The sequence below is a fragment of the Neptuniibacter sp. QD37_6 genome (assembly GCF_047778085.1).
In the GTDB taxonomy this organism is placed as follows: domain Bacteria; phylum Pseudomonadota; class Gammaproteobacteria; order Pseudomonadales; family Balneatricaceae; genus Neptuniibacter.
Map to the genome: position 1 here is coordinate 702002 of NZ_CP180550.1, position 24973 is coordinate 726974.

Annotated in this window: 28 protein-coding genes; 23 read left to right on the forward strand and 5 right to left on the reverse strand. The window is 44.6% G+C overall.

Going from position 1 to position 24973, the window contains the following annotated elements:
- Positions 1–4: 4 nt before the first annotated feature.
- Complete coding sequence (locus ACMXYO_RS03090) at positions 5–1102, reverse strand: DUF3530 family protein (protein WP_415886999.1); 1098 nt, start codon at positions 1100–1102, stop codon at positions 5–7.
- A gap of 121 nt (positions 1103–1223) precedes the next feature.
- Here ACMXYO_RS03090 and rpe point away from each other — a divergent pair, with 121 nt between their 5' ends.
- The 19 genes from rpe (at position 1224) to ACMXYO_RS03185 (ending at position 19389) form a co-directional block, all read left to right on the forward strand.
- Positions 1224–1901, forward strand: coding sequence for a ribulose-phosphate 3-epimerase (gene rpe / locus ACMXYO_RS03095; RefSeq protein ID WP_415883506.1), 678 nt, complete (start codon positions 1224–1226; stop codon positions 1899–1901).
- Entirely contained in the window at positions 1901–2575 is a 675-nt protein-coding gene (locus ACMXYO_RS03100; RefSeq protein WP_415887000.1) for a phosphoglycolate phosphatase, read from the forward strand. The genes rpe and ACMXYO_RS03100 overlap by 1 nt, the downstream gene beginning before the upstream one ends.
- Before the next feature lie 649 nt (positions 2576–3224).
- Complete coding sequence (trpE, locus tag ACMXYO_RS03105) at positions 3225–4709, forward strand: anthranilate synthase component I (protein WP_415887001.1); 1485 nt, start codon at positions 3225–3227, stop codon at positions 4707–4709.
- Between the two features lie 46 nt (positions 4710–4755).
- The gene (locus ACMXYO_RS03110) at positions 4756–5349 is read left to right on the forward strand and encodes an aminodeoxychorismate/anthranilate synthase component II (protein WP_415887002.1); all 594 of its coding nucleotides are present in this window, start codon (positions 4756–4758) and stop codon (positions 5347–5349) included.
- Between the two features lie 18 nt (positions 5350–5367).
- A complete protein-coding gene (gene trpD, locus ACMXYO_RS03115) occupies positions 5368–6390 on the forward strand; it encodes an anthranilate phosphoribosyltransferase (RefSeq protein ID WP_415887004.1) in 1023 nt (340 codons plus the stop codon).
- A gap of 3 nt (positions 6391–6393) precedes the next feature.
- Entirely contained in the window at positions 6394–7203 is an 810-nt protein-coding gene (gene trpC / locus ACMXYO_RS03120; RefSeq protein WP_415887005.1) for an indole-3-glycerol phosphate synthase TrpC, read from the forward strand.
- An 18-nt stretch (positions 7204–7221) separates the two neighbouring features.
- On the forward strand, positions 7222–7629 hold the full coding sequence (locus ACMXYO_RS03125; RefSeq protein WP_415888066.1) for an OsmC family protein: 408 nt from the start codon (positions 7222–7224) through the stop codon (positions 7627–7629).
- Between the two features lie 222 nt (positions 7630–7851).
- Positions 7852–9489 (forward strand): cache domain-containing protein, encoded by a 1638-nt coding sequence (locus ACMXYO_RS03130; RefSeq protein ID WP_415887006.1) that lies wholly within the window; start codon positions 7852–7854, stop codon positions 9487–9489.
- A gap of 149 nt (positions 9490–9638) precedes the next feature.
- Positions 9639–10058 (forward strand): 30S ribosomal protein S6, encoded by a 420-nt coding sequence (gene rpsF / locus ACMXYO_RS03135; protein WP_415883523.1) that lies wholly within the window; start codon positions 9639–9641, stop codon positions 10056–10058.
- 23 nt (positions 10059–10081) lie between these two features.
- Positions 10082–10309, forward strand: coding sequence for a 30S ribosomal protein S18 (gene rpsR, locus ACMXYO_RS03140; RefSeq protein ID WP_007020960.1), 228 nt, complete (start codon positions 10082–10084; stop codon positions 10307–10309).
- 18 nt (positions 10310–10327) lie between these two features.
- A complete protein-coding gene (locus ACMXYO_RS03145; RefSeq protein ID WP_415887008.1) occupies positions 10328–11182 on the forward strand; it encodes a hypothetical protein in 855 nt (284 codons plus the stop codon).
- Between the two features lie 37 nt (positions 11183–11219).
- The gene (gene rplI, locus ACMXYO_RS03150; RefSeq protein ID WP_415883525.1) at positions 11220–11666 is read left to right on the forward strand and encodes a 50S ribosomal protein L9; all 447 of its coding nucleotides are present in this window, start codon (positions 11220–11222) and stop codon (positions 11664–11666) included.
- A 91-nt stretch (positions 11667–11757) separates the two neighbouring features.
- Positions 11758–13152 (forward strand): replicative DNA helicase, encoded by a 1395-nt coding sequence (gene dnaB / locus ACMXYO_RS03155; protein ID WP_415888067.1) that lies wholly within the window; start codon positions 11758–11760, stop codon positions 13150–13152.
- Between the two features lie 417 nt (positions 13153–13569).
- The gene (locus tag ACMXYO_RS03160; protein WP_415887009.1) at positions 13570–16371 is read left to right on the forward strand and encodes a monovalent cation/H+ antiporter subunit A; all 2802 of its coding nucleotides are present in this window, start codon (positions 13570–13572) and stop codon (positions 16369–16371) included.
- The gene (locus ACMXYO_RS03165) at positions 16371–16727 is read left to right on the forward strand and encodes a Na+/H+ antiporter subunit C (protein ID WP_415883527.1); all 357 of its coding nucleotides are present in this window, start codon (positions 16371–16373) and stop codon (positions 16725–16727) included. The genes ACMXYO_RS03160 and ACMXYO_RS03165 overlap by 1 nt, the downstream gene beginning before the upstream one ends.
- Positions 16727–18244: a monovalent cation/H+ antiporter subunit D gene (locus tag ACMXYO_RS03170; RefSeq protein WP_415888068.1), complete on the forward strand. Its 1518-nt coding sequence runs from the start codon at positions 16727–16729 to the stop codon at positions 18242–18244. Before ACMXYO_RS03165 ends, ACMXYO_RS03170 begins: the two co-directional genes overlap by 1 nt.
- 3 nt (positions 18245–18247) lie before the next feature.
- Complete coding sequence (locus ACMXYO_RS03175; RefSeq protein ID WP_415887010.1) at positions 18248–18736, forward strand: Na+/H+ antiporter subunit E; 489 nt, start codon at positions 18248–18250, stop codon at positions 18734–18736.
- Complete coding sequence (locus tag ACMXYO_RS03180; protein WP_415883529.1) at positions 18730–18999, forward strand: K+/H+ antiporter subunit F; 270 nt, start codon at positions 18730–18732, stop codon at positions 18997–18999. Before ACMXYO_RS03175 ends, ACMXYO_RS03180 begins: the two co-directional genes overlap by 7 nt.
- A gap of 9 nt (positions 19000–19008) precedes the next feature.
- Positions 19009–19389, forward strand: a complete 381-nt coding sequence (locus ACMXYO_RS03185; protein ID WP_415887011.1) for a Na+/H+ antiporter subunit G — start codon at positions 19009–19011, stop codon at positions 19387–19389.
- Positions 19390–19440: 51 nt separating this feature from the next.
- Here ACMXYO_RS03185 and ACMXYO_RS03190 read toward each other — a convergent pair whose 3' ends face one another.
- Both ACMXYO_RS03190 and bioA read right to left on the reverse strand, forming a co-directional pair.
- Positions 19441–19872, reverse strand: a complete 432-nt coding sequence (locus ACMXYO_RS03190) for an acyl-CoA thioesterase (protein ID WP_415887012.1) — start codon at positions 19870–19872, stop codon at positions 19441–19443.
- 9 nt (positions 19873–19881) lie between these two features.
- A complete protein-coding gene (gene bioA, locus ACMXYO_RS03195) occupies positions 19882–21168 on the reverse strand; it encodes an adenosylmethionine--8-amino-7-oxononanoate transaminase (RefSeq protein ID WP_415887013.1) in 1287 nt (428 codons plus the stop codon).
- 322 nt (positions 21169–21490) lie between these two features.
- On the opposite strand from bioA, the gene ACMXYO_RS03200 reads away from it, so the two are divergent.
- The 4 genes from ACMXYO_RS03200 to ACMXYO_RS03215 all read left to right on the forward strand — a co-directional run bounded on the left by ACMXYO_RS03200 (position 21491) and on the right by ACMXYO_RS03215 (position 24214).
- Positions 21491–21892: a hypothetical protein gene (locus ACMXYO_RS03200; protein WP_415887014.1), complete on the forward strand. Its 402-nt coding sequence runs from the start codon at positions 21491–21493 to the stop codon at positions 21890–21892.
- Between the two features lie 75 nt (positions 21893–21967).
- The gene (locus tag ACMXYO_RS03205) at positions 21968–22819 is read left to right on the forward strand and encodes a DUF692 domain-containing protein (RefSeq protein ID WP_415887015.1); all 852 of its coding nucleotides are present in this window, start codon (positions 21968–21970) and stop codon (positions 22817–22819) included.
- Positions 22800–23576: a DUF2063 domain-containing protein gene (locus tag ACMXYO_RS03210; protein WP_415887016.1), complete on the forward strand. Its 777-nt coding sequence runs from the start codon at positions 22800–22802 to the stop codon at positions 23574–23576. The genes ACMXYO_RS03205 and ACMXYO_RS03210 overlap by 20 nt, the downstream gene beginning before the upstream one ends.
- 29 nt (positions 23577–23605) lie before the next feature.
- Positions 23606–24214: a DoxX family protein gene (locus tag ACMXYO_RS03215; RefSeq protein WP_415887017.1), complete on the forward strand. Its 609-nt coding sequence runs from the start codon at positions 23606–23608 to the stop codon at positions 24212–24214.
- Between the two features lie 60 nt (positions 24215–24274).
- On the opposite strand, the gene ACMXYO_RS03220 is transcribed toward ACMXYO_RS03215, so the two are convergent.
- Together ACMXYO_RS03220 and ACMXYO_RS03225 are read right to left on the reverse strand one after the other, a co-directional pair.
- Positions 24275–24448, reverse strand: a complete 174-nt coding sequence (locus ACMXYO_RS03220; protein ID WP_415887018.1) for a hypothetical protein — start codon at positions 24446–24448, stop codon at positions 24275–24277.
- 119 nt (positions 24449–24567) lie between these two features.
- Complete coding sequence (locus tag ACMXYO_RS03225) at positions 24568–24924, reverse strand: hypothetical protein (RefSeq protein WP_415887019.1); 357 nt, start codon at positions 24922–24924, stop codon at positions 24568–24570.
- Positions 24925–24973: the final 49 nt, after the last annotated feature.

Below are 24973 nucleotides of genomic sequence, written 5' to 3' on the forward strand. Positions count from 1 at the left end.
TGTCTTAGCCTGGTGCTTGTTCTTTGTTGCTTTGCTCTGCCGAAGGAATGTCTATGCTTCGGCTTTGTTGTTCGGCTTTGATAATGTAGGTATTGATCATGCCTCGAACGTGTTTGAACAACCAAGAGTTATCTTTTTTCCAATTGTCATTAGTCTGCGGTAGGCGGCTTTGGTGGAAATTGTTCATGCGCTTATGTCGCGCTAATCGCAATCTTCGTTCTGGCGTGTTTTCACTGTAATTTGTATTTGTCGATCTACGTGCGGAATGGTGTAGGTCGATTATGGTAGTTTTTATCTCAGGTAGGAGTTCTAACAGTCGCGGGGCATTCTCTGCTTTAGAGTCTCGTGCGTCTAAGAGGACTAAACGAAGGTTTTGCTGGTCTTGGTGCTTTTGAACGTATTGTGCAGCCCATGTGGCGCCTGTACCGGCACCTAAAACAAGGACCCTGTCGACGCCTTTCTCTTTTTTGAGGTGCTCAAATGCAGTGTTGCCCAGACGGGTTACGATCTCTTGGTAGTTCTCTTTCTTTTCTTCCGGTTCTTGCTCTGTCTCTGTTGGTGCGTCAGCGGCTCTTCTCTGTTGGTTTGTTACTGCGTCGGTAGGCGTTTCGGTGTTTTCTGAAGTGGTTTCTTCGTCTGCTGTAGGTTCTGTTGAGCTGTCTTGAGGGGCGTCTGAACTCTGAGTTGGTTTTATAGCCGATAAAACCGGTAGCGTACGTTTCGGCAGAGGGGGGGGCGGTTGGGGTAAAAATACCGCTAATGTATACCAGCCATGATTGGCTAGGCCTGTGCGGATTTGGTTTAGATTTTCTGGCCAGTCCATATGGGTGAGTTCATCCGGGAAGATGATGACGCCACCCTGTGTTATTCCGCTGCCTTCAGTTAAATAGTAACCAAGTAATTGTTCTCCATCTTTTCCTGTGTCGAGCTGCAGCACCTGGGTGCTAGGGTCAGGGTGTGATGAGAGTGCTTGGCGAAGATTATTTTCTCTACTGGGTTCAGTTCTTTCGACAGTAGGTGCTGATGGTTGAGCAGCGCTGGCTGTTTGTTCAGTGCCTGCGTTAGCTTCCTCTTCGGCGGAAAAGGCGGCAGAAGAAATCAAACTAAGACTAAGGAGAAGAGAATATAATTTCATTTGAACGATTATGAGTAAGAAGCAGGCTGACAGCAAGATGTCTGCTCCGCTAAAATATGCCTAAATTATTTGTAACTGGAAAATCTCCATGTCTGATTTCAAAATTGCACCATCGATTCTATCTGCCGACTTTGCGCGTTTGGGCGAAGAAGTTGAAAATGTTTTGGCAGCGGGCGCAGATTATGTGCACTTTGATGTGATGGATAATCACTATGTGCCAAATTTAACGATTGGTCCAATGGTGTGTAGTGCGCTGAGAAAGCATGGCATTGAGGCGCCAATTGATGTGCATCTTATGGTTAAACCTGTTGATCGTATTATCGGCGATTTTATTGAAGCGGGTGCTAGCTACATCACTTTCCATCCAGAAGGTTCTGAACATATCGATCGTTCTTTGCAGATGATTAAAGATGGTGGTTGTAAATCCGGTTTGGTGTTCAATCCTGCAACGCCATTGAGCCACTTGGAATATGTCATGGATAAAGTGGATATGGTGCTATTGATGTCTGTGAATCCAGGTTTTGGCGGCCAGAAATTCATTCCAGGTACTTTGGATAAACTGCGTCAGGCTCGCGAGATGATCAATCAAAGCGGGCGTGATATCCGCTTGGAGATCGATGGTGGTGTAGGTATTGGTAATATTCGTGAAATTGCAGAAGCGGGTGCTGATACGTTTGTGGCTGGTTCTGCCATTTTCAATACCGATGACTACGCTGCGACTATTGCTCAAATGAGAGCGGAATTGGCTAAAGCGAAGATTGCTTAATGCAAGAGCTGTTTGAGGGGCAAAACCCAAAACTCGTTCTGTTTGATCTAGATGGTACGTTGGTTCATAGCGTGCCTGATTTAGCTCAGGCAATTGATCGAATGCTGGTCGCCTTAGAGAGAGTGCCTGCGGGTATCGACAAAGTTGGACAGTGGGTAGGTAATGGTGCAGCAGTTTTAGTGCGTCGTTCCTTGGCTGGCGATATGGCGGGCGAAGGCGTTGACGAATCCCTGTTTGATAAGGCTTATGAGCTTTTTCTTGCGTTTTATGCTGAATCTACTTCTGATCTGAGTGAATTGTATCCTGGTGTGCTTGAATGCCTAGAACGGATGCGTGAGCGCGGGGTTAAGCTCGGCGTAGTCACTAACAAGCCCATCTCGTTTACTCATAGTATGTTGGAAGGCTTTGGGATTAGTGATTTCTTTGAGGTGGTTTTGGGTGGAGATAGTCTGTCTGAGCGAAAGCCTCATCCTATGCCTTTGCAAGAAGCGATGAAACGTTGCGGTGCCGAACCCCAAAATACCTTAATGGTAGGGGATTCAGTCAATGATGTCGCGGCGGCGCGAGCAGCGGGTTGTCCAGTGGTGTGTGTGCCATACGGATACAATCATGGTGAAGATATTGCTCTCTCAAATCCCGATAAAATTGTCGGGCGTTTAGATCATCTATTCTAAGAATCTTGAGCTTGCGAAATTTAATCTTCGTAAAAAACGATCTTTTATTTAAATAAAATCGATTTTTTATATTTTAGGGTTGAATTTACGCTTGTAGAAGCTCGCAGGTCATTCCCCATTTATCAATGGCTTGTACCGCCAAGTCGCTTTTCTGGCTTGGCTGATTCTTATCACAGCACTTGTATACCCCGCTTGTCGGGGTTTTTTTTTGCTTATCACTTCTGCTAGCGAAGGTTTATACCTTTTGTGGTTCTTCTGTTTGATTGTATTTTGCGTTGTTCTTTGGGATTAAAAACAGCAAAAGTCCTCAATTAATGTATGAATAGTAGGCGGTGGTAGTTGATTCAAATAGGGTGCTGCTATATCTTTTGGCTATTCATAAATTTAATTAAACCTGCCGTGATGCTATTTGCTACAGCGACCGTGAAAAATAATGCTGAAAAAGATCGTCTCCCGTACGTGGGTGAACGATGGCGATGGCGTGCCTGATTTTTTAATCAGCAGGCACTGTTAGGGTTGGTTTTGGGCGCATAGATAGATCTCGCTGCTTTTCCTTCTAATGCGTTGGTTCATAAAGTTTGTCCCTTCATAAATATAGTGTCTGCTCAGATCGCCCTTAATATCGTTTTTGGCATTATGAGATAGAGACATGACTCCTGAATTATTTGCGGAACTAGCCGCGCAGAATTACAACCGCATTCCCGTTACACGTGAAGTCTTAGCAGATCTGGATACGCCCTTATCTACTTACAAAAAACTGGCTAATACGGCGTATAGCTACCTTTTAGAATCTGTTGAAGGTGGTGAAAAATGGGGGCGTTACTCCATTATCGGTTTGCCTTGTCGGACGATTCTGAAAGTGCATGGCGAAAAAATCTCAATTACAGAGGACGGTAAGGTTATAGAAGAGCTGGAGATGTCTGATCCTTTGGATTTTGTAGAGACATTTCAAGCACGCTACCGCGTACCGCAGTTAGAGGGGATGCCACGTTTTAATGGCGGTCTGGTCGGGTACTTTGGCTATGATTGCGTGCGTTATGTTGAGAAACGCTTAAAGGATAGTTGCCCTGAAGACCTGTTGGGTACGCCTGATATTTTGTTGATGGTGTCTGATGAGGTTGTTGTGTTTGATAACCTAGCAGGTAAGTTGATCTTGATCTCTCATGCAGATCCAGCTGAAGATCAAGCTTATGAAAAAGCGCAGGCGCGTCTTGATCAGTTGGTAGAGAAACTTCATACAGCTACGCCTTATGAAGCAACTCCGGCAGAACAGCAGCGTGAAGTATCTGAAACAGAATTTAAGTCGAGCTATGGTGAACAGGCCTTTAAAGATTCTGTGGATAAAATCAAAGAATACGTTCTTGATGGCGATATCATGCAATGCGTTATCTCTCAGCGTATGTCGATTCCTTTTAAAAGCAAGCCGTTAGATCTATACCGAGCGCTACGCTGCCTTAACCCTTCCCCTTACATGTATGTTCTCAATCTTGATGATTTTCATGTGGTTGGTTCTTCTCCGGAGATTTTGGCGCGCGTGGAAGATAATCAGGTGAGTGTTCGTCCAATTGCCGGCACTCGTAAGCGTGGTCTGACGCCAGAAGAAGATCTAGCGATGGAGAAAGAGTTGCTGGCAGATCCAAAAGAGATCGCCGAGCACTTGATGCTGATTGATCTGGGCCGTAACGATGTTGGTCGCGTGGCTGAAGTTGGTGGGGTTGAGTTAACTGATAAGATGGTTATTGAGCGCTATTCCCATGTTATGCACATCGTTTCGAATGTGAACGGCAAGCTGAAGCCAGATGTTTCTGCGATGGATGTGCTGCGTGCAACTTTGCCAGCAGGTACCTTAAGTGGTGCACCTAAAGTACGGGCGATGGAAATTATCGATGAAATGGAGCCTGTGAAGCGCGGCGTTTATGGTGGCGCGGTAGGTTACCTTTCTTGGAATGGTAATATGGATACAGCGATTGCAATTCGCACAGCTGTTATCAAAGATGAAGTGTTGCATATTCAAGCGGGTGCAGGTGTTGTGGCTGATTCTGTACCACGTTTGGAGTGGAAAGAAACCATGAATAAGGGCCGTGCAGTCTTCAGTGCGGTTGCTATGGTTGAGCGAGGCTTGGATAATTTATGAAATTGCAAAATCAATCAGCTAATTTCACCTTATTAGGGGCTGAATAATGTTATTAATGATCGATAACTACGATTCGTTTACATACAACGTAGTTCAGTATCTTGGTGAGCTTGGCGCTGATGTGCGTGTTTATCGTAATGATGAAATTACGATTGAAGAGATCGAAGCGCTCAATCCGGATCATCTTGTTATCTCTCCAGGTCCATGCACCCCAAATGAAGCGGGTGTCTCTGTAGCCGCAATTGAACACTTTGCAGGTAAGTTGCCAATTCTCGGGATCTGTTTAGGTCATCAGAGTATTGGTCAGGCTTTTGGTGGCGATATAGTGCGAGCTAAGCAGGTGATGCACGGTAAAACTTCTCCTGTTCATCACATAGACGCCGGTGTATTTGAAGGGCTAGCACAACCTGTAGAAGTGACTCGCTACCACTCGCTTGTAATTGATCAAAATACGCTTCCGGATTGCTTGGAGGTTACCTCTTGGACTCAAGATGAGCAGGGTAATATTGACGAGATTATGGGTGTTAGACATAAGACTCTAGATATTGAGGGGGTCCAGTTTCACCCTGAATCTATTTTAACAGAGCAAGGCCATGATTTATTGGCCAATTTCTTGAAACGCGGCAAGCCTGCAGCCTGAAATTACTAAGGATAATCAATGGATATTAAACAAGCATTAGCTTTGGTTGTGGATCGTCAGGACCTTTGCCAAGAAGATATGCGTGCTGTGATGAATCAGATCATGACAGGGCAAGCGACCGACGCACAGATCGGTGGTTTATTGATCGCTTTGCGTATGAAAGGCGAAACAGTAAATGAAATAACTGGTGCTGCTGATGCAATGCGATCGCTAGCAACGCCTGTGGATATTAATGTGCCTAACGCCGTTGATATCGTTGGCACCGGTGGTGATGGCGCGAATCTGTTTAACGTTTCTAGTGCTTGTTCTTTTGTTGTCGCTGCGGCTGGTGGTCATGTTGCTAAACACGGTAATCGCTCTGTCTCTTCCAGCTCTGGTTCTGCTGACTTGTTAGAAACTGCGGGCATTAATTTAGAGCTTAAGCCTGAAGAGATTGCACAATGTATTGAGAAGATCGGTTTGGGCTTTATGTTTGCTCCTCAGCATCACAGTGCAATGAAGTATGCAATTGGTCCTCGTAAAGAGATGTCCCTAAGAACCTTATTTAATATCTTGGGGCCTTTGACTAACCCTGCAGGTGTTAAGCATTACTTGTTGGGTGTATTTGATAAAACACTTTGTCGCCCTCTAGCTGAGGCTTTGCAGGCATTAGGTGCAGTTCATGCGATGGTTGTACACGCGGCAGAAGGTTTGGATGAAATTAGTTTGGCTGGTGATACTTATGTGGCTGAACTAAAAGACGGTGAAGTGTTTGAGTATACCTTGACCGCTGAGGATGCAGGCCTTAGCAAGCAAACGCTGGAAGGTTTGCAGGTAAACAGCTCTGCTGAAAGTTTGGAAATGATTCAAGCGGCTTTTGCCGGTGAGCATGCCAAAGCAGTTGATATGATTGCTATCAATGCTGGTGCGGCTCTCTATGTTTCGGATCAGGCCGTTAGCCTTAAAGAGGGCGTGGCGTTGGCTAAAGAAACGATTTTGAGTGGTGCGGCTGCATCTAAAGTTAAAGAATTGGCTGATTTTAGTCAGGCGTTTAAGGGTTAAAAGATGTCAGATACACCAACGATTTTAAAGAAAATTCTTGCCCGTAAAGCGCAAGAAGTTGCAGAGCGACAGCCAAAAGTTTCTATTGCTGATCTTAAAGCACGTATTGCAGATCAAAAGGGGAGTGATTTCGATCCTCGTGGTTTTGTTGCAAATATGGAAAAAGCGATTGCTGAAGGGCGTTCTGCGGTTATTGCTGAAGCAAAGAAGCATAGTCCGTCTAAAGGATTGTTGAGAGATCCGTTTGTGCCAGCTGATATTGCTAAATCTTATGAGTTGGGTGGTGCAAGTTGTTTGTCGGTTTTGACGGATAAAGATTATTTCCACGGTAGCGAAGAGTATCTGATGCAGGCACGTGCAGCCTGTTCTTTACCGATTATCCGTAAAGACTTTATTGTTGATCCATACCAGGTATATGAGGCGCGTGCTATTGGTGCTGACTGCATCTTATTGATCGTCTCTGCCTTAGAAGATCAGCAAATGGCTGATTTGAATGGTTTGGCGCTTGAGTTGGGAATGGACGTCTTAATTGAAGTCCATGGTGCTGATGAGTTAGAGCGTTCCCTTCCGCTAAATAATAAGTTGGTTGGTATTAATAACCGAAATCTGCATACCTTTGAGGTGACGTTAAATAATACCTATGATTTGCTGAGCTCTATTTCAGAAGATCGAATTGTCGTTACTGAAAGTGGTATCCATAGTCGCGAAGATGTTCAGGCAATGCGCGAACATAACGTTCATAGCTTCTTAGTAGGTGAAGCGTTTATGCGTGCTGAAAATCCAGGCCAAAAATTAAAAGAATTGTTTGAGTAAGGTTGTAGCTTTATGAGTATGAGTGCCAAGGTTAAATGGGATGGTGATGTGCGTTTTCAAGGCACAACCGGTTCTGGCTTTGATCTAATGATCGATGGCGAGCTGAAACAGGGGCCGCGCCCTATGGAGCTTATGCTTCTGGGTCTAGGAGGCTGCACTAGTTACGATGTTGTGGGAATTTTGAAAAAGACACGTCAAGATGTAGTTGATTGTGTTGCAGAAATTGAGTCTGAGCGTGCTGACGAAGTACCAGCAGTCTTTACTAAGATCCATATAAAATTTGTAGTCAGTGGCCGTGGCTTGAGCGAGAAAAAAGTCGAGCGTGCTGTAAAATTATCGGCTGAACAATACTGCTCTGCATCCTTGATGCTTGAGCGAGGTGGTGTTGAAATCACCCACAGCTATGAGATTGTTGAAGTAGAATAATCTTATTTTTGAGTGCTTTTCCTGATAAAGGGCTGCTTTTTAGTGGCCCTTTTTTATTTTTTACTGGAGTCTCACTATTTATCCGCTATATTAGTTGCAATGTTATTTAGTTAGTTGCTTGTTTTTTAAGGTTATTGTTGCCCCTTTTTGATGGATGTAGGGTTTGATTTTTATCTCTTAAAAGGGCTTGTATGGGTAAGATTTAGGGGATTTGGTGGGGCAATGCGCTTATCGATATCTAAAACGCTGGCTATAGGTATAGTGACGCTGCAGATCGTAACGGTCTGTGTGATTCTGGCCTCATCCTACATCACCACAGAGCAGGTCCTAATAGGCCATGCCCAAAAATTAATGCGTAATCTATCGCGCGAAGTTATCCAGCACTCTGAAGAATTCCTATCTCCAGCGCGTTCTGCTGTAAGTCTGACCCAGAGCTTGGCTCGGAACGAGGTTGTAAGCGAAGAGCGTCCCAATGAGATGGAGCAGTATTTCTTCGAGCAGCTTATGTTGTTTCCTCATATTGCAGGTATCTATTACGGTAACCTCGATGGGGATTTCTATTTTGTACGTAGAAGCTCTGAAATAAGCTCATACCAAATTAAGCGTATCAATGAAGAGGCTGGGGAAAGAACGGTCGTTAATCGTTGGTTTGGTGAGGATCAAGAGCTGGTGAAAACAGCTGAAGATCCATTTGATTCTTATGATCCAAGAACGCGGCCGTGGTTTACGAAAGCCTTAGGTGAAAGGCAGCAGACCTGGACGGACCCTTATCTGTTTTTTACCTCTCAAACCCCCGGGATTACCGTTGCTAGTCCTGTATTCACTATGAATGGCGAGCTCATCGGAGTTGTAGGGGTAGATATCGACCTGTCAGCTCTATCAGATTTCTTGGGTTACCTGGAATTAAGTGAGCATGCTTCCGCGTTGATTATGAATAATAACGGAGACGTGATTGCTCATCGTAACCTTCAGGGTGCCTATGCTCAGAATGTAGAAGTCAAACGCCTGTTGAAGGTAGGTGAGCTGAGTAATAAGGCAACTCGCGCAGCTGTTGATTCACTCGAACGTGCTCCGGGTTGGTATGTATTGAATACAGCAGTAAATACTAGCTATACGCACGAAGGGAAAAAATACCACGCGGTATTTACGCCGTTTTCAGATAACTGGCCTTGGCTATTAGGTCTATATGTACCTGAAGATGACTTCCTCACAGAAATTAAAGCAAATCAGAAGTTTAACTTTATTATTGCTGGAGGGATAACCCTAGTCAGTTTGATTATTGGTATCTGGTTTGCGCGTTCATTGTCTCGTCCGATTGTTAGATTGCAGCAGAGTGTTGAGTCAGTTAAAAAGGGGCAGTTGGAGGTTAATATCGATGCTGGTGCCAGTATTTTTCATGATATCTCTGATACGACTCATGCATTCAAGGGTTTGGTGAGCTTCTTAAAAGACAATCAGCAAAAAAGTGAAGCCCTGCGAAAGCGTCTAACTCAGCAAGCGCACTTTATGGAAGCGGTTTTGGCCAACATTGATAGTGGTGTTGTGGTTTGTGATGTTGAAGGGCGTTTTGTCTATTCAAATCGTGTGGTAAATCAGCTTAGGGGTTTGGCCGAAGGTGCTCATCTTGAGCGCTTTGAAGATGCGCCCTTTAAGTTGTTTGCAGCGGATGGTGTAACCCAGCTGGATAAATCGCAATGGCCAATCTTTAGGGCGTTGAATGGTGAGCATATCTCAAATCTAGAGATCGTTATTGTTTCAAATACGAGCGAGCCTAAACGTGTTTATGTTAGTGGTCAGCCGCTATTTGATACCTCCGGTGAGAAGTTGGGTGCTTATGTGTCGATGCATCAAGTGAGTTGATGTTTCTAAATGCCTCTCTTGCTAGTCTTTTCCTTGCATAGCTCTTGTTAGGCGCGTAGAATTACGCGTCCTTTGGAGAACTATTTCCAATCTCCTTGCTGCCTACCACATGGTGTGGTCAGGGGGCTATTAACCCGAAAGGAGCTAAAATGCGTCATTATGAAATCGTATTTCTGGTTCACCCGAACCAGAGTGAGCAGGTTTCTGCGATGGTTGAGCGTTACACCTCTCTAATTGAAGGTGCAGAAGGCACAATTCATCGTCTAGAAGACTGGGGCCGCCGTCAGTTGGCTTACCCAATCAACAATGCTCATAAAGCACACTATGTCCTGATGAACATCGAATGTGGTCAGGAAACACTAGACGAGCTGGAAAACCTATTCCGTTACAACGATGCTGTTCTGCGTAACATGGTTATCCGTCGTAAAGAAGCGATCACTGAGATCTCTCCAATCAAAGCAGCTGAATCTCGCGAAGAGCGTAAGCCACGCCGTGAAGAAAAGCCTGCTGAAAAGCCAGCTGAAGAAGCAGCACCTGCTGCGGAAGCTTCTGAAGAAGCTGCTGAGTAATTTAATTTCTGAGGAGAGATACAATGGCTCGTTTTTTCCGCCGTCGTAAGTTCTGCCGTTTTACGGCTGAAGGTGTTCAAGAGATCGATTACAAAGATCTGGACACGCTAAAAGGTTACATCACCGAAACTGGCAAAATCGTACCTAGCCGTATTACAGGTACTAAAGCGCGTTACCAGCGTCAGCTGGCAACTGCTATCAAGCGTGCTCGTTTCGTAGCGCTACTACCTTACACTGATAGCCATCAGTAATTAGGTAGGAGAGTCGCTATGCGTGCCTTGGCCGAATTGGTCATGAAAGGCCGTAAACAAGCGGCTTTTGTGGCGGTTATCGCCGCCTTGCTGCCATTGCTATATTGGGTAAGTGCAGCTGCCGTCGCTTTGGTTACTTTACGTAAAGGCCGAAGTGAAGGCACCGGATTACTGGTTTGGGCATTGTTGCCTGCTGGAGTCTGGGCATACAGTGTGTCTGATCCGACACCACTGGCTGTAATTGTAGGAACTTATATCCTTGCAATTACTTTGAGAGAGACAGTTTCTTGGGCGAAAGTGCTGATGATTGCACTGCCTGTAGGAGCTATAGCGAGCGTAGGCATGGATGTAATACTTAGCAGCTATCTCGACGAAGTAATTAAGCGGTTGGATGAGTTTTTAGTGCAGTCAGCTAGTCAGGCTAACCAAGAGGTTAAGCTTGATCCTGAGCAGCTAAGGCAGCTCATGTTGGGCGGATTAACATCAGTGCATACGGTAATGATGCTTGTCAGTGTAATGCTGGCGCGCTCTTGGCAAGCTGGGTTATACAACCCGAGCGGTTTTCAGCGAGAGTTTCATGTATTGAGACTGCCTCAGCTGTATACAGGAGTGTTAATAGCGGCATCGTTCGTTTGCTACCAGTTAGATCTGGAGTCGTTACGCTGGTTACCACTGTTGCTGTTACCTTGGATCATTGCGGGTATCGCATTGGTGCATGGCAGTTTGGCTAAACGTGATTTAGGAAGGTCTTGGTTGGTTGCCTTTTATGTTGCAGCCTTCTTTATGGGACCGTATGTGATTACGCTGCTGGTATTTGCGGCTGCTATTGATAGTTTTGTCGATATCAGGGCGCGAATTCCAGTTAAGAATTAGGACTGCAATTCTTTGCAGAACAAAAGAGGTTTACGAGATGGAAGTTATTCTGCTCGAGAAAATTGGTAAGCTAGGTAACCTCGGTGACAAAGTTTCCGTAAAAAGCGGTTTCGGTCGTAACTACCTAGTACCGCAGGGCAAAGCTGTTCCTGCAACTGAAGCTAACGTTGCTAAATTTGAAGAGCGTCGTGCTGAGCTAGAAGCTGCAGCTGCTGAAAAACTAGCTGCTGCTACTGCACGTGCTGAAGCGCTGAACGAGAAAGAAGTTACTATCACTGCTAAGTGTGGTGACGAAGGTAAGCTGTTCGGTTCTATCGGTACTCGTGACATCGCTGACGCTGTAACTGCTGCTGGTGCAGACGTTGATAAGAGTGAAGTTCGTCTTCCTGAAGGTGCTCTACGCGCTATCGGTGAATTCGACATCGCTATTCAACTACACCCAGAAGTTACTGCTACAGTTAAGCTAGCTGTTGTAGGCGAGTAATCGTCTTTAGCTAAGCCGTACTGTACTGTACTATAAAGCACTGCGTGGATTTTCCATGCGGTGCTTTTTTGTTTTTAGGCTGTTGTGAATGATGGAAAAAAGTGAACTAACGGATGAAGATCTAGCAAGGATCAAAGTACCTCCCCATTCTATGGAAGCTGAGCAATCAGTTTTGGGTGGTTTGATGCTGGATAACAATGCTTGGGATACCGTATCTGAGGTGGTCCTAGATGATAACTTCTATCGTCAGGAGCATCGAAAAATCTATCGTACGATGCGTAAGCTTGTTAACGATGGTAATCCGATTGATGTTGTTACTTTATCTGAAGAGTTGGATCGTACCGGCGATCTAGAAGGTGCGGGCGGGCTAGATTATTTGATCGAGCTTGCTAAGAACACGCCAAGTGCGTCTAACATCCGTGCTTATTCTGAAATTGTTCGCGACCGTTCTCTCTTGCGTCAAATGATCTCGGCAGCCAATGAAATTGCTGATGACGCATTTAATCCGGATGGTAAAACGTCCGAAGAGATACTGAACTCCGCTGAGCAAAAGATCTTCCAAATTGCAGAAGATCGCCCTAATCAAGGTGGCCCTGAAGGCGTTAATGAACTGCTGAAAAAAGCAGTAGATCGAATTGATACCCTATTTAACAGTGATGGGGATATGACCGGTGTAACTACCGGATTTGATGATCTTGATGCCAAAACGGCAGGCCTTCAGCCTTCCGACCTAATTATTGTTGCTGCGCGTCCATCGATGGGTAAAACCACGTTTGCCATGAACTTGGTGGAAAATGCCTTAATGGCGAGTAATAAGCCGGTTTTGGTATTTAGTTTGGAGATGCCTGCAGAACAGTTGATGACGCGTATGTTGTCTTCTTTAGGGCGTATCGATCAGACGCGTGTACGTACGGGTGCATTAGAAGAAGAGGATTGGCCCAAGCTTACAACAGCTGTCAATATGATGCGTGATAAGCCGTTGTTTATCGATGATCAGGCGGGTATCAGTCCTAATGAATTACGTACCCGTGCACGACGTATCGTACGCGAGCATGGTCCGTTATCGTTGATCATGATTGACTATCTACAGCTGATGCAGATGAAGACCCCAGGTATTGAGAGTCGTACCCAAGAAATTTCGGAAATATCTCGTTCTTTGAAGGCGATTGCGAAAGAGCTTGAATGTCCAGTTGTTGCTTTGTCTCAGCTTAACCGTACGCTTGAGCAGCGTCCGAATAAACGTCCTGTAAACTCAGATTTGCGTGAATCGGGTGCGATTGAGCAGGATGCTGACGTGATTATGTTTATCTACCGTGATGAAGTATATAACGAAGATTCAGAGCACAAGGGTGTGGCTGAAATCATCATAGGTAAGCAGCGTAATGGCCCAATCGGTACGAGTCGTCTGGCCTTTATTGGTAAGTATACTAAGTTTGAAAACCTTGCTCCTGACGTCTATGCGCAATATGCAGGCATGGACGATTAAAGGTATTGGGGGTTGATATAGTGCCTAGAATTGTTACTCTGAATTTTAGTTAAATATCAGATGCTTAATCTAACCCTGTTGTTCAGGGTGTGGATTAAGTAGGAAAGTTTGATAATTTTGCGTCATTAAAGGGTTAAAAATAGGGTTCTGCAGCGCGTTGGCTTAGTGCTTTTTATGCCCGGATATAGTGCTTTTTTGTGTGCGCAGCGGCTCAAAAAAATTAATAAATTCATATGTAAAAAATACCCACTTTATTGATGAATATTGAGGGTTAGGAAGGCGAGTTTCCATGGACAGTGTGAATAAAAACATAGAAAATTGGGTTGTTTTCATGCCCTTACGTTAGGGCGGTTATAAAGTAGTGAAAACGCATTTCTATCCATTCTTGGTAATGGGATTAACCGGAAAAAGACACGTATGAAATTGTTTGCGGTATTGTTATTACCCTTATTGGGCAGCCTTGTGCCATTGTATGCTGCTCGTTTTAGTCGAACCGTCTGTACTATTTTAACTGCGATTGCACCTGCAGTTGCTTTAGGAATAGTTCTATCAATCAGTCCACAGTTACTTCAAGGCGAGGTGTTTGCTCACGCCGTTGATTGGGTGCCTGCAGCTGGTTTGGAACTATCTGTCAGACTCGATGGTTTAAGCTTCCTTTTCTTATTGTTGATATTGGGCATCGGTCTTTTGATCATTTTGTATGCTCGGTATTACTTATCCCAGAACGATTCTATAGGTAAGTTTTTCGCCTATTTAATGCTGTTCATGACCGCTATGGTGGGGATCGTTGCTTCAGGTAACTTGATCCAAATGTGGTTCTTCTGGGAATTAACCAGTATTAGTTCTTTCCTGCTTATTAGCTTCTGGTCTGATAAAACAGAAGCACGTAAAGGCGCGCGTATGGCGCTTACTGTGACAGGTGCGGGTGGTTTAGCGCTGTTAGCAGGCGTGATTCTAATTGGCCAAGTGGTTGGCAGTTATGATCTTCAAGCAGTGCTCGACAGTGGTAACTTAATTCGAGAATCTGCTCAGTATCCATTCATCTTGGTATTGGTACTTTTGGGGGCTTTTACAAAGTCCGCACAGTTCCCATTCCACTTCTGGCTGCCAAATGCGATGGCAGCTCCGACTCCAGTGAGTGCATACCTTCACTCAGCAACGATGGTAAAAGCGGGCATCTTCCTGATGGCACGTTTCTACCCAGTGCTATCTGGAACAGATATGTGGTTCTTGATTGTGAGTATCACAGGTCTATGTACGCTGTTAGTCGGTGCCTATATCGCGCTCTTTAAGCACGATTTAAAAGGTCTTCTTGCCTACTCTACTATCAGTCATCTTGGCTTGATTACACTGTTGTTAGGTATGGATACACGGATGGCTGCAGTCGCTGCAATCTTCCATATCATTAACCACGCTACCTTTAAAGCATCGCTCTTTATGGCGGCGGGTATCATTGATCACGAGGCTGGCTCACGTGATATGCGTCAGCTAAATGGCCTGTGGAAATATATGCCGTATACCGCAACCTTAGCGATTATCGCTGCGGCTTCTATGGCGGGTGTACCGTTGCTAAATGGTTTCCTATCTAAAGAGATGTTCTTCACGGAAGCATTGGATCAAGCAACCTTAGGTTCCCTCTCTTGGGTGATACCTGTGTTGGCGACAGTAGGTGCGGCTTTCTCGGTAGCGTATTCATTGCGTTTTATCCACGATGTTTTCTTTAATGGTGAACCGGTCAATTTGCCGAAAACACCGCATGAACCGCCTCGCTATATGAAGGTGCCAGTAGAAATCTTGGTTGCTATTTGTATTGTAGTGGGATTGGTTCCAGGCATTGTTGTTATCGATCTGCTGAATGCAGCTTCAATCGCTACCCTGCAAGGTCCAATGCCTGAATTTAGCTTAGCAATTTGGCACGGTTTTAACGTACCGTTGCTGATGAGTGTGCTAGCCATGCTCGGTGGCTTTATCATCTACTACAACCGTAAAAAGCTCTTCCAATTCCAAGGCCAATTCCCTGAGCCGGATTCTAAATTGGTATTTGAGGGTTGGGTGCAAAGACTAGTTAACTCAACTCGCGCAGTTAATGAGTGGATTGAAAACGGTTCGTTGCAACGTTATTTATCCATTTTCTTGTTTATGATCTTTGCTGTTTCAGTCATGCCGCTGGTTTATTTACAAGAAACGGCAGGTAATAGATCACAAATACCGCTTGATTATGCATCGGGTACAGCAGGATTGCTCTTGATCCTTGCTGCTATTGCCACCATGGTTTGGCATAGGAAACGTTTGACCTCTCTACTTATGCTTTCTGTCGTAGGTCTGATCGTGTCAGTGGCCTTTACTCGCTTCTCTGCGCCAGACTTGGCTTTGACGCAGTTGGCTGTAGAGGTAGTAACCGTGATTCTGCTGATGCTTGCATTGTTCTTTTTGCCTAAGAATACGCCGAAAGAATCGTCTCCTCGACGCCTAGTTCGTGACCTAAGTATCTCGGCTTTGATTGGTGGTATCATTGGTACGGTTAACTATGCAATGATGACGCGTCCGCTTGAATCAATCTCAGATTTCTTTGTTGCGAACAGTAAAACTGGCGGTGGCGGTACTAACGTGGTCAACGTGATTCTGGTGGACTTCCGCGGTTTTGATACCTTTGGTGAAATTACGGTGCTGGGTATTGCCGCATTGGGTATCTATAAACTGATTGTTCGTATGCGTCTTTACATGCCTTCTGGAGATGAGCATGGACGCCACTGGAGCACTGATTCCCATCCAATGGTACTGTCGACGATTTCTCAGATGTTACTGCCTTTGGCGTTACTCGTATCGGTCTACATCTTCCTTCGCGGCCATAATGAGCCGGGTGGTGGTTTCATTGCAGGCCTTATTACGGCCGTAGCAATAATCCAGCAATACATTGCGAATGGTGTTGAATGGATGAAAGAGAATATCCGTCTGAAATATCAAGCCTTAATAGGTTCTGGTCTGTTGATCGCATTTTTGACCGGGGTCGGTAGTTTTATCTTCGACCGTCCATTCCTAACTTCATGGTTTGATTATTTCAAATGGCCTTGGGTCGGTAAGTTTGAGCTTGCGAGTGCCATGTTGTTCGACCTTGGCGTTTATCTCACGGTCGTTGGTGCAACCATGATGATTTTGGCGAACCTAGGTAAATTGACAACTTCAGAACGAGTGGACGCTCGTGAGTTGGAGAATCTGTAATGGAATTAATGTATGCGCTCTGCGTGGGTGTGTTAACTACCTGCGGTATTTTTCTGACTCTTCGCGGTCGGACGTTCCCTGTAGTTATGGGACTGACAATGCTGTCCTATGCTGTAAACCTTTTCCTATTCTCCAGTGGTCGTCTGGTTGTTAATGGTGCTGCTATTTTAGGTTCGTCTGAACAGTATGCTGATCCTCTGCCGCAAGCCTTGGTTCTGACTGCTATCGTGATTGGCTTCGCGATGACAGCTTATGCCGTTATCTTGGCGATGAGGGCTCGAGCGGATTTGGGTAATGACCATGTTGATGGGCGTGAAAAAGCTTTGGATATTGAGAAAAAGGATAAGTCGAAATGATGCAGCATCTTCCGATTTTACCTGTTTTGCTGCCAATGCTAACGGCAGTACTTATGATGCTGCCGCCTTTCTCTACGACGCTAAACCGTCAGAGGTTCATCACTTTTGTTGGTGCAGCAGTTACTTTAATTGTCGCAATTCAGTTACTAGTTACGGCGGGTAGCGGTGAAATTACCATTTATCAGTTAGGTAACTGGCAAGCGCCATTCGGTATTGTTCTTGTCGCTGATCGATTATCTAGTTTGATGATCTTGCTAACCATGGTTCTTGCCTTTGGTGCTTTGCTCTATGGCGCCGCAGGGGATGATCGAACAGGTATGTTCTTCTATCCGTTGTTTATGTTCCAGTTGATGGGGATTAACGGCGCATTCCTTACAGGGGATATCTTTAACCTGTTCGTATTCTTCGAGGTGCTATTGCTTGCTTCTTATGCGTTGGTTGTTCACGGTGGTGGTAAGCAGAAAACGTTGGCGAGCGTACATTATGTAACACTTAACCTCGTGGGTTCGGCACTATTCCTGTTCGCTTTGGGGATTATGTATGGAGTGCTGGGAACGCTAAATATTGCCGATATGGCAGTAAAAATTCGTACCTTGTCTGGCGAGGATAAACTACTCGCACAAATCGGCGGTATGATGCTTTTACTTGTCTTTGGTTTGAAGTCTGCGATGTTCCCGCTGCACTTCTGGCTATCGAGAACTTACTCAAGTGTTAGCGCCCCTGTCGCCGCGTTATTCGCGATTATGACTAAGGTAGGCATATACAGTATTTTGCGTATCTTTACTGTAGGTTTTGGTGACTATGCTGGCGAGTTAGCTAACCTAGCAGGCCCTTGGCTATGGCCGATCGCGGTGCTAACACTTGTTATGGGGGCTATAGGCGCTCTGGCAAGTCAGACATTGCGTATGTTGGTATCTAATCTAGTGATTGTTTCTGTTGGTACGCTACTGTGTGCTTTGGCAATAAATACACCTGAATCAGCATCCGCAGCACTTTATTACCTGATCCATTCAACGCTTATTACTGGCGCGATGTTCCTCCTTGCTGATGCAATAGCTGAACAGAGGGGTAAAGTATCAGATCGTTTTGCTCGTTCTCGTCGAATGTGTCAGTCGCTCCCGCTTGGAATTGCGTTTGCATTAGCCGCTATTTCAATGATCGGTTTACCGCCTTTCTCCGGCTTCTTGGGGAAAGTGATGATACTGCAAACGGCTGTGGAACCTGCTGAGATGGCTTGGGCATGGTCTGCTATTTTGCTTGCTAGCTTAATGGGCGTTGTGGCGATGTCTCGAGGCGGCTCTACTTTGTTTTGGCGAGTTAGCGGTGATGCAAACCACTGTGAAAAATTACCAAAAGTGAAGTTTGTTGCGGTCTTCTTCCTGCTTGTGATGTCGCCACTATTGGTGATCTTTGGTGGTCCCGTGACTGAGTTTACTCAGGAAACCGCGAACCAAATTTATCAGCAAGCAGAAAATCCTTATTTGCTGCTGCCAGAGTCAAATGAGAATGGAGGTTAAGGTATGCGTATGATCTTTCCAATGCCTTGGCAAAGCTTAATTTTATTTGTCGTTTGGCTGTTGCTGAATGAATCGATCGCACCGGGTCATCTGGTATTAGCTTCGATCTTAGCGATTGGGATTCCTTTGCTGTTAAGAGGAACTCAACTTCACCGGTTAAATATAAACAAGCCGGTTCAAGTGGTCTTATATGCTCTAAAAGTGTTAGGAGATATTGTCTCAGCAAACTTTGAAGTGGCTGTTCAAGTGCTTGGGCCTGCTAAACGTTTGAGGCCTGGTTTTCTAGCGATTCCTTTGGATATAGAAGGCGACTTTCCTATCACTGTATTGGCCAGTACGATCTCTTTAACGCCAGGAACAGTAAGTGCTGAAGTTTCCATCGACCAAAAATGGTTATATGTGCATGCGCTTAACCTTGTGGATGAGGCGGGAACAATAAAAGAGATTAAAGAGCGCTACGAGCAGCCATTGAAGGAGATTTTCGGATGTTAATGTTCTGTCTTATTGCTGCTACAGCCATGGTTGTGATTGCGATGACGCTCAACCTTGTAACCTTGTTTAATGGTCCGGATCAGCCAGATCGCATTTTGGCGTTGGATACTATGTATATTAATAGTATTGCTTTGATCCTTTTGTTTGGCTTGATTATGGGTACATCGCTATATTTTGAAGCTGCACTTTTGATTGCAATGTTAGGTTTCGTAAGTACAGCGGCATTGTGTAAATATCTGTTACGTGGCGACATCATTGAGTAGGAATTAAGCATGGGTTTTTATATTGAGCTAATTGGCTCGGCATTGCTGCTAATGGGTGGAGCTTTTGTTCTTTTAGGCTCGATCGGTTTAATGAAAATGCCTGATTTTTATATGCGTTTGCATACACCGACGAAAGCTACAACCTTAGGTATGGGGGCTATTCTTATAGCTTCGATGTTGATCACTTCCTACCGTAATGGTGGCGTGAGTGCTCACGAGCTTTTGATTACGATCTTCCTTTTCATTACAGCGCCTGTAAGTGCAATGATGTTGGCGAAAACAGCATTACACCTGCAAGTAAAAATTCATAAAGGCAGCGTAAATGAAGAGTTAGTTGAACCGGCGAAACATCGAGAGCCGCCAGGGCAAAGCGAAAAGTCTGAAGGCTAAATGATTATGAGAAAGGGGCATTGAGTGCCCCTTTTTTGTAGGAATTTTTGCTTAAGCGTCTTTAATAACTTTGTTAATAAACGCTTCTGGCACGGCAGTAACGCTGCGCTTCTCGTAATCGAAAAAAACGACGCCAGTCTTTGCGTGTGCCACTTCAACAGCGGTTTTCTTGTTGGTTATTAGATAGAAAAAGTCGAATCCATACTTATTAATATCGGCTAAGGCGATATCGATTTGCAGTTGGTCACCATGGAATCCTTCTGCTTTGTAGACGATGGCCGAGTCAGTCATGATAAGGCCAAGCCCTTCAATATCTAACTCTCCATAATGATAATGGCTGAGGAAACGAATGCGCGCTTCATGTACGATAGAGAGCATGGCATCGTTACTTAGGTGGCCACCGTAATTAATATCACTGATTCGCACAGGTAATTCTGTGGAAAAAATATAGTTGTCAGGCATATCTAGCTTAATGCGGGCCATAGCTAATCCTTAAGGTTTGTAAACTGAGACAGCATCTACCATTCCAGAGGTGAGCTTTTCTAATTCATCGTTTGTCATGATGTAAGGTGGCATCACGTACACTAGTTTGCCGAAGGGTCTTATCCACAAACCGCGCTCTATAAATAGCTTTTGAATCTCGGCAGTATTAACAGCTTCTTTCATCTCGATGACGCCAATAGCACCTAAGCTGCGTACCTCATGTACATTATCTAATTCCGCTGCTGGTGTTAAGCCTGCTTTTAATCCGGCTTCGATCCGAGTGACATTTGTCTGCCAATCGTTTTTAACCAATAGCTCCAAGCTTTTATTGGCAATAGCACATGCTAGAGGATTGCCCATAAATGTAGGGCCGTGCATAAAGCAGCCAGCACCACCTGCGGAGATGGTTTCGCCGATATGTGTTGTCGTAAGTGTGGCGGCTAATGACATGTATCCGCCGGTAATCGCCTTACCTAGACAAAGAATATCAGGCTGGATGCCTGCATGTTCGCAAGCGAACAACTTACCGCTTCGACCAAAACCGGTCGCAATTTCGTCGGCTATGAGTAATACATCAAATTCAGTGCACAGTGCGCGTGCTTCTTTCAAATACTGCGGTGAGTAAAAGCGCATGCCGCCTGCACCTTGAACAACAGGTTCTAAGATCAATGCTGCTATTTCTGAATGATGTTGCTCTAGTAAATGGCGTAAAGGAGCGATATCGCTTTCATCTAGGCTCTGATCAAATTTTGTTTGAGGAGCTGGCGCAAAGAAATGCTGTGGTAGTACACCAGTAAAAATTTCATGCATCCCCGTAACTGGATCACATACAGCCATCGCACCAAAGGTATCACCGTGATAGCCATTTTTAATGGTAAGTAGCTTATGTTTTTCTGGCTTACCGCGGGCGTGTTGATATTGAATGGCCATTTTAAGAGCGACTTCAACGGCAACAGAGCCTGAGTCTGCGATAAATACTTTATCGAGATTGGCAGGAGTCATCTCTACCAGCTTTTGGCAGAGATTGATTGCAGGTTCATGAGTAAGGCCGCCAAACATGACATGCGCCATTTTATCGATCTGTTCATGTGCTGCTTGGTTTAATTCTGGATTGTTATAGCCGTGAATAACTGACCACCACGATGCCATACCATCGATAAGTTCTTTACCGTTACTTAGCTTTAATTTAACGCCACTAGCCGATTCGACAGGGTAAACCGCTGGAGGGTTGATCATGGATGAGTAGGGGTGCCAAATATGTTGCTGGTCAAAAGAAACCTGCTCAGAAGTGATCATGCTTAGGTGTGCCTTTAATCGAAATTTTTTAATTAGGAGTATTAGAGCCTGCTTAAAATTTTTGATCAAGACAAGTTCTAATTTTATCTCTGAGCGCTTGTTATGTAAGAAAGCTCTAAAATATAAATTTTTTGTAACATGTTAATAAATAAGCGAAAAAACTAATAAAAAATGCGTGATTATGAAAAAAAAATCACTTAATTTAGAACTTGGTGAAACTTTATTCACAAGCTGTAGTCACAAACGCAAGAGCTCGTGACAGGCTCTGAATTTTACAAATAACGCAAGATAATAATTTTTTCAATTTTGGGGTGAATTAAGAATGGCTAATAAAAATACATCTGTAAAACCTATGGTTGCCGCTGTTGGTGCAGCATTTATGACTGGTATGGTTGCGGCGCCTGTTGCGACAGCTGCAGAAAATCCATTTGCTACAACTGATCTATCTTCTGGTTACAGCCAGCAAGTTGCTATGAACGAAGGCAAATGCGGCGAAGGTAAGTGCGGTGGTAAGAAAGCTGAGAAGTCTGAAGGCAAGTGTGGTGAAGGCAAATGCGGCGGTAAAAAAGCTGAGAAGTCTGAAGGCAAATGCGGTGAAGGTAAGTGCGGTGGTGATAAAGCTGCTAAGTCTGAAGGCAAGTGCGGTGAAGGTAAATGTGGCGGTGACAAAGCTGCAAAATCTGAAGGCAAGTGTGGCGAAGGTAAATGTGGCGGTTCTAAATAATCCCAATAACGCTTTGTAATACTTAATAGAGACCCTGAGCCTTCAGGGTCTTTTGACTTAAAGGCTAGGTGTTTCATGAATAAAGACCGCTATCCTGTTACAGGGGCAGGCTTCGGCTTTCGCCGTTGTATGTCAGAGACATTAAAAGAGATTGATCCAAGTGGGTTTGATTTTCTAGAGGTCGCGCCGGAAAACTGGATGGGGCTTGGTGGGCGTTTCGGTAAAGCGTTTAAACAATATACTGAAAAACACCCTTTTATGGCTCATGGTCTATCTCTATCTATCGGTAGCCCTTCCCCTTTAGATATGGATTTTTTGACTCGCCTTAAAGCCTTTCTTAAAGAACACAATATTCGCGGGTACTCTGAGCATCTGAGCTACTGTTCTGATGATGGTCATCTTTATGATTTGATGCCGATTCCTTTTACTGCGGAAGCGGTGAAATACGTAGCAGAGCGGATTCGTCAGGTTCAAGATGTGCTTGAGCAAAGAATTGCGATGGAAAACGTCTCGTACTATGCAGCGCCTGGTGCAGAGATGACCGAGCAAGAATTTTTGTTAGCTGTCTTGGAAGAAGCGGACTGCGATCTGTTGCTCGATGTTAATAACATCTATGTAAACAGTATCAACCATGGCTATGATGCTGAGGCGTTCTTAAGGGCAATGCCTGCTGAACGGATCATGTATCTTCATATCGCAGGTCATTACAACGAGGCTGAAGACCTTATCGTTGATACGCATGGAGCGCCTGTTGTTGATCCAGTTTGGTCTTTGTTGGAATCCACATATGACCAATTTGGTTTAGTGCCGACGTTATTAGAGCGTGACTTTAATATTCCGCCGCTGCCTGAGCTATTAGCGGAGGTGGATCAGGTTCGTTCCTATCAAAATCAATGGAAGATGCGCCATGCACAAACCGTTGCCTGAAATGCCTAAGTTCCAGCAGCTACAATACGAGTTTGCTGCACATATTCGTAATCCCGATGAGAATGATGGTCCTGATGGTATCGAAGACCGTCGCATGGGTATTTATAGAGACCTCTTCTTCAATAATGTTGAAGGCTTTTTGTCTGGAAACTTCCCGGTTTTAAAACAGATCAGTTCGAAAGAGTATTGGAATAAGTTGGCGCGCGGTTTCTTTGATAAGCATCGTTGCCATACGCCTTACTTTCTTGAAATTGGTCAGGAATTTATTGCTTACGTTCAAAATGAACGAGAACCGCAAGCAGATGATCCTGTGTTTCTATTAGAGCTGATTCATTATGAATGGGTTGAACTCGCATTAGATGCGTCAGAGATAGAGCTGCCTTTGCAAAATGTCGATGTGAATGGCGATCTGTTAACGCAGCATCCCGTGCAATCGCCTTTGGCTTGGCTTTTTTCCTATCAGTATCCGGTGCATTGTGTGCGTCCGGATTATCAGCCGACAGAACCTTCAGACACACCAACTTTCTTGATTGCTTACCGTAATCGCGAAGATGAAGTGCAGTTTATGGAAGTTAATTCAGTGACTGGACGGTTGTTGTACCTGTTATCTGAAGATGAATCGCTAACGGGTGAGCAGGCGTTAAAGCAAATCGCGAGTGAGATGCAGCACCCTGATCCATCCCAAGTGGTTTCTGGTGGTTTAAGTACACTGGAGCATCTGCGTTCTAAGGGCATAGTGTTAGGTACAAGAGTTTAGTTACCATTCAGTGGATAACGGGTGAAGTTATGTCGAATCCTATGGTTAATTTTGTTAATCGTTTACAAGATATCTTAGATAATACGAAGTGTGCAGATGGTCTAGCGCCTTTGTTGTTGAGACTGTATCTCGCGCCTGTGTTTTTGCAGGCGGGCTGGAATAAGTATACTGGTTTCGAAAACACCGTAGAGTGGTTTGGAAATAAAGAGTGGGGTCTAGGTTTGCCTTTCCCTGAACTCCTGGCTGCGATGGCGACCGGTACTGAATTAATTGGCGGTGTGTTGCTACTGATTGGTTTTGCTGTGCGCTGGATTAGTATTCCTTTGATGGTCACTATGCTAGTGGCTGCATTTGCAGTGCATTGGGAAAACGGTTGGTTGGCTATCTCTGATGGTGGTAGTTGGTTGGCTAATGACAGAGTCATGGAGGCTCAAGAGCGTCTGGCCGCGGCTAAGAGTCTACTGCAAGAGCATGGACACTATGATTGGCTAACAGGGCGTGGATCTGTTGTAATTTTAAATAACGGGATAGAGTTTGCTATCACCTATTTCGTGATGTTGTTTAGCTTGTTCTTTACCGGTGCTGGGCGATTCGTGAGTGTGGATTATTGGATCCGCCGCTGCTGTAAGCAAGATTAGAATTTAGATACAAAAAAGGCCTCGATTTAGAGGCCTTTTTTATTGGGGGATACAGATCGATTAACGAGGTTGTGTTGGGTTAACGATCAGAGATACAAAAGCGTCGTTATACCAATGAGATGCACTAATGAGATCGGTAAAAGATTCAGATTCAAAAACGCGCTCTAAATAACATTCAAACAGTGCGTTGGATTCTTCGATCATTTGTTCAGCTTGTGCAAAAGTAAAGTTCATATACACCTCAATAGTTAACCTGACTCCTTCAGACTTCTATCCCAAATAAAAACCCGAGCATTTTAATCGGGTTTTATACTTTAGTCAAAGTTTTGTTTAAATATTGATCAGGTGTTTGGTTATAAGCTTTTGTTAGTTTGGTTGTCGGATGAAGGCGTTTGCGACCCTACGGAATCTTTTATTTCATCTAGCATATCGTTTAGCAAAGGCGCGCATTCATTGCCCGCGTCTAAAGCATTGTCGATAACCTGGCCGACTGTGGGAGATTCCTTCTGATTCAGCGCTTGTTGATCATCCATGCATTGCATGTAGTTTTTTAGATAGATAGAACTCGTCTTTCCCGTGCTTTCCAGTTGCTCGATACTCTCGGGCAATGTGAGTAACCAATCAGGAATCTTTTCTAAATTTTCATTTGCTTGTGCTGATGCCGATAAAGTCACTAGTGCAATGCAGATCAATACGCGTAAATGCAGCATATAAGCCTCCAAAAGCTATAGGCGTATATTAATTAGTTTAGTCTGAAGA

Coding starts and splice junctions, on each gene's coding strand:
- ACMXYO_RS03110 (WP_415887002.1), top strand. CDS start 4,756: ATGTTATTAATGATCGATAACTACGATTCGTTTACATACAACGTAGTT.
- ACMXYO_RS03185 (WP_415887011.1), top strand. CDS start 19,009: ATGGGTTTTTATATTGAGCTAATTGGCTCGGCATTGCTGCTAATGGGT.
- ACMXYO_RS03130 (WP_415887006.1), top strand. CDS start 7,852: ATGCGCTTATCGATATCTAAAACGCTGGCTATAGGTATAGTGACGCTG.
- trpD (WP_415887004.1), top strand. CDS start 5,368: ATGGATATTAAACAAGCATTAGCTTTGGTTGTGGATCGTCAGGACCTT.
- ACMXYO_RS03175 (WP_415887010.1), top strand. CDS start 18,248: ATGCGTATGATCTTTCCAATGCCTTGGCAAAGCTTAATTTTATTTGTC.
- ACMXYO_RS03200 (WP_415887014.1), top strand. CDS start 21,491: ATGGCTAATAAAAATACATCTGTAAAACCTATGGTTGCCGCTGTTGGT.
- ACMXYO_RS03205 (WP_415887015.1), top strand. CDS start 21,968: ATGAATAAAGACCGCTATCCTGTTACAGGGGCAGGCTTCGGCTTTCGC.
- trpE (WP_415887001.1), top strand. CDS start 3,225: ATGACTCCTGAATTATTTGCGGAACTAGCCGCGCAGAATTACAACCGC.
- ACMXYO_RS03145 (WP_415887008.1), top strand. CDS start 10,328: ATGCGTGCCTTGGCCGAATTGGTCATGAAAGGCCGTAAACAAGCGGCT.
- rpsR (WP_007020960.1), top strand. CDS start 10,082: ATGGCTCGTTTTTTCCGCCGTCGTAAGTTCTGCCGTTTTACGGCTGAA.
- rpsF (WP_415883523.1), top strand. CDS start 9,639: ATGCGTCATTATGAAATCGTATTTCTGGTTCACCCGAACCAGAGTGAG.
- rpe (WP_415883506.1), top strand. CDS start 1,224: ATGTCTGATTTCAAAATTGCACCATCGATTCTATCTGCCGACTTTGCG.
- ACMXYO_RS03180 (WP_415883529.1), top strand. CDS start 18,730: ATGTTAATGTTCTGTCTTATTGCTGCTACAGCCATGGTTGTGATTGCG.
- ACMXYO_RS03100 (WP_415887000.1), top strand. CDS start 1,901: ATGCAAGAGCTGTTTGAGGGGCAAAACCCAAAACTCGTTCTGTTTGAT.
- ACMXYO_RS03190 (WP_415887012.1), bottom strand. CDS start 19,872: ATGGCCCGCATTAAGCTAGATATGCCTGACAACTATATTTTTTCCACA.
- bioA (WP_415887013.1), bottom strand. CDS start 21,168: ATGATCACTTCTGAGCAGGTTTCTTTTGACCAGCAACATATTTGGCAC.
- ACMXYO_RS03225 (WP_415887019.1), bottom strand. CDS start 24,924: ATGCTGCATTTACGCGTATTGATCTGCATTGCACTAGTGACTTTATCG.
- ACMXYO_RS03215 (WP_415887017.1), top strand. CDS start 23,606: ATGTCGAATCCTATGGTTAATTTTGTTAATCGTTTACAAGATATCTTA.
- ACMXYO_RS03210 (WP_415887016.1), top strand. CDS start 22,800: ATGCACAAACCGTTGCCTGAAATGCCTAAGTTCCAGCAGCTACAATAC.
- ACMXYO_RS03160 (WP_415887009.1), top strand. CDS start 13,570: ATGAAATTGTTTGCGGTATTGTTATTACCCTTATTGGGCAGCCTTGTG.
- ACMXYO_RS03220 (WP_415887018.1), bottom strand. CDS start 24,448: ATGAACTTTACTTTTGCACAAGCTGAACAAATGATCGAAGAATCCAAC.
- trpC (WP_415887005.1), top strand. CDS start 6,394: ATGTCAGATACACCAACGATTTTAAAGAAAATTCTTGCCCGTAAAGCG.
- rplI (WP_415883525.1), top strand. CDS start 11,220: ATGGAAGTTATTCTGCTCGAGAAAATTGGTAAGCTAGGTAACCTCGGT.
- ACMXYO_RS03165 (WP_415883527.1), top strand. CDS start 16,371: ATGGAATTAATGTATGCGCTCTGCGTGGGTGTGTTAACTACCTGCGGT.
- ACMXYO_RS03170 (WP_415888068.1), top strand. CDS start 16,727: ATGCAGCATCTTCCGATTTTACCTGTTTTGCTGCCAATGCTAACGGCA.
- ACMXYO_RS03125 (WP_415888066.1), top strand. CDS start 7,222: ATGAGTGCCAAGGTTAAATGGGATGGTGATGTGCGTTTTCAAGGCACA.
- dnaB (WP_415888067.1), top strand. CDS start 11,758: ATGGAAAAAAGTGAACTAACGGATGAAGATCTAGCAAGGATCAAAGTA.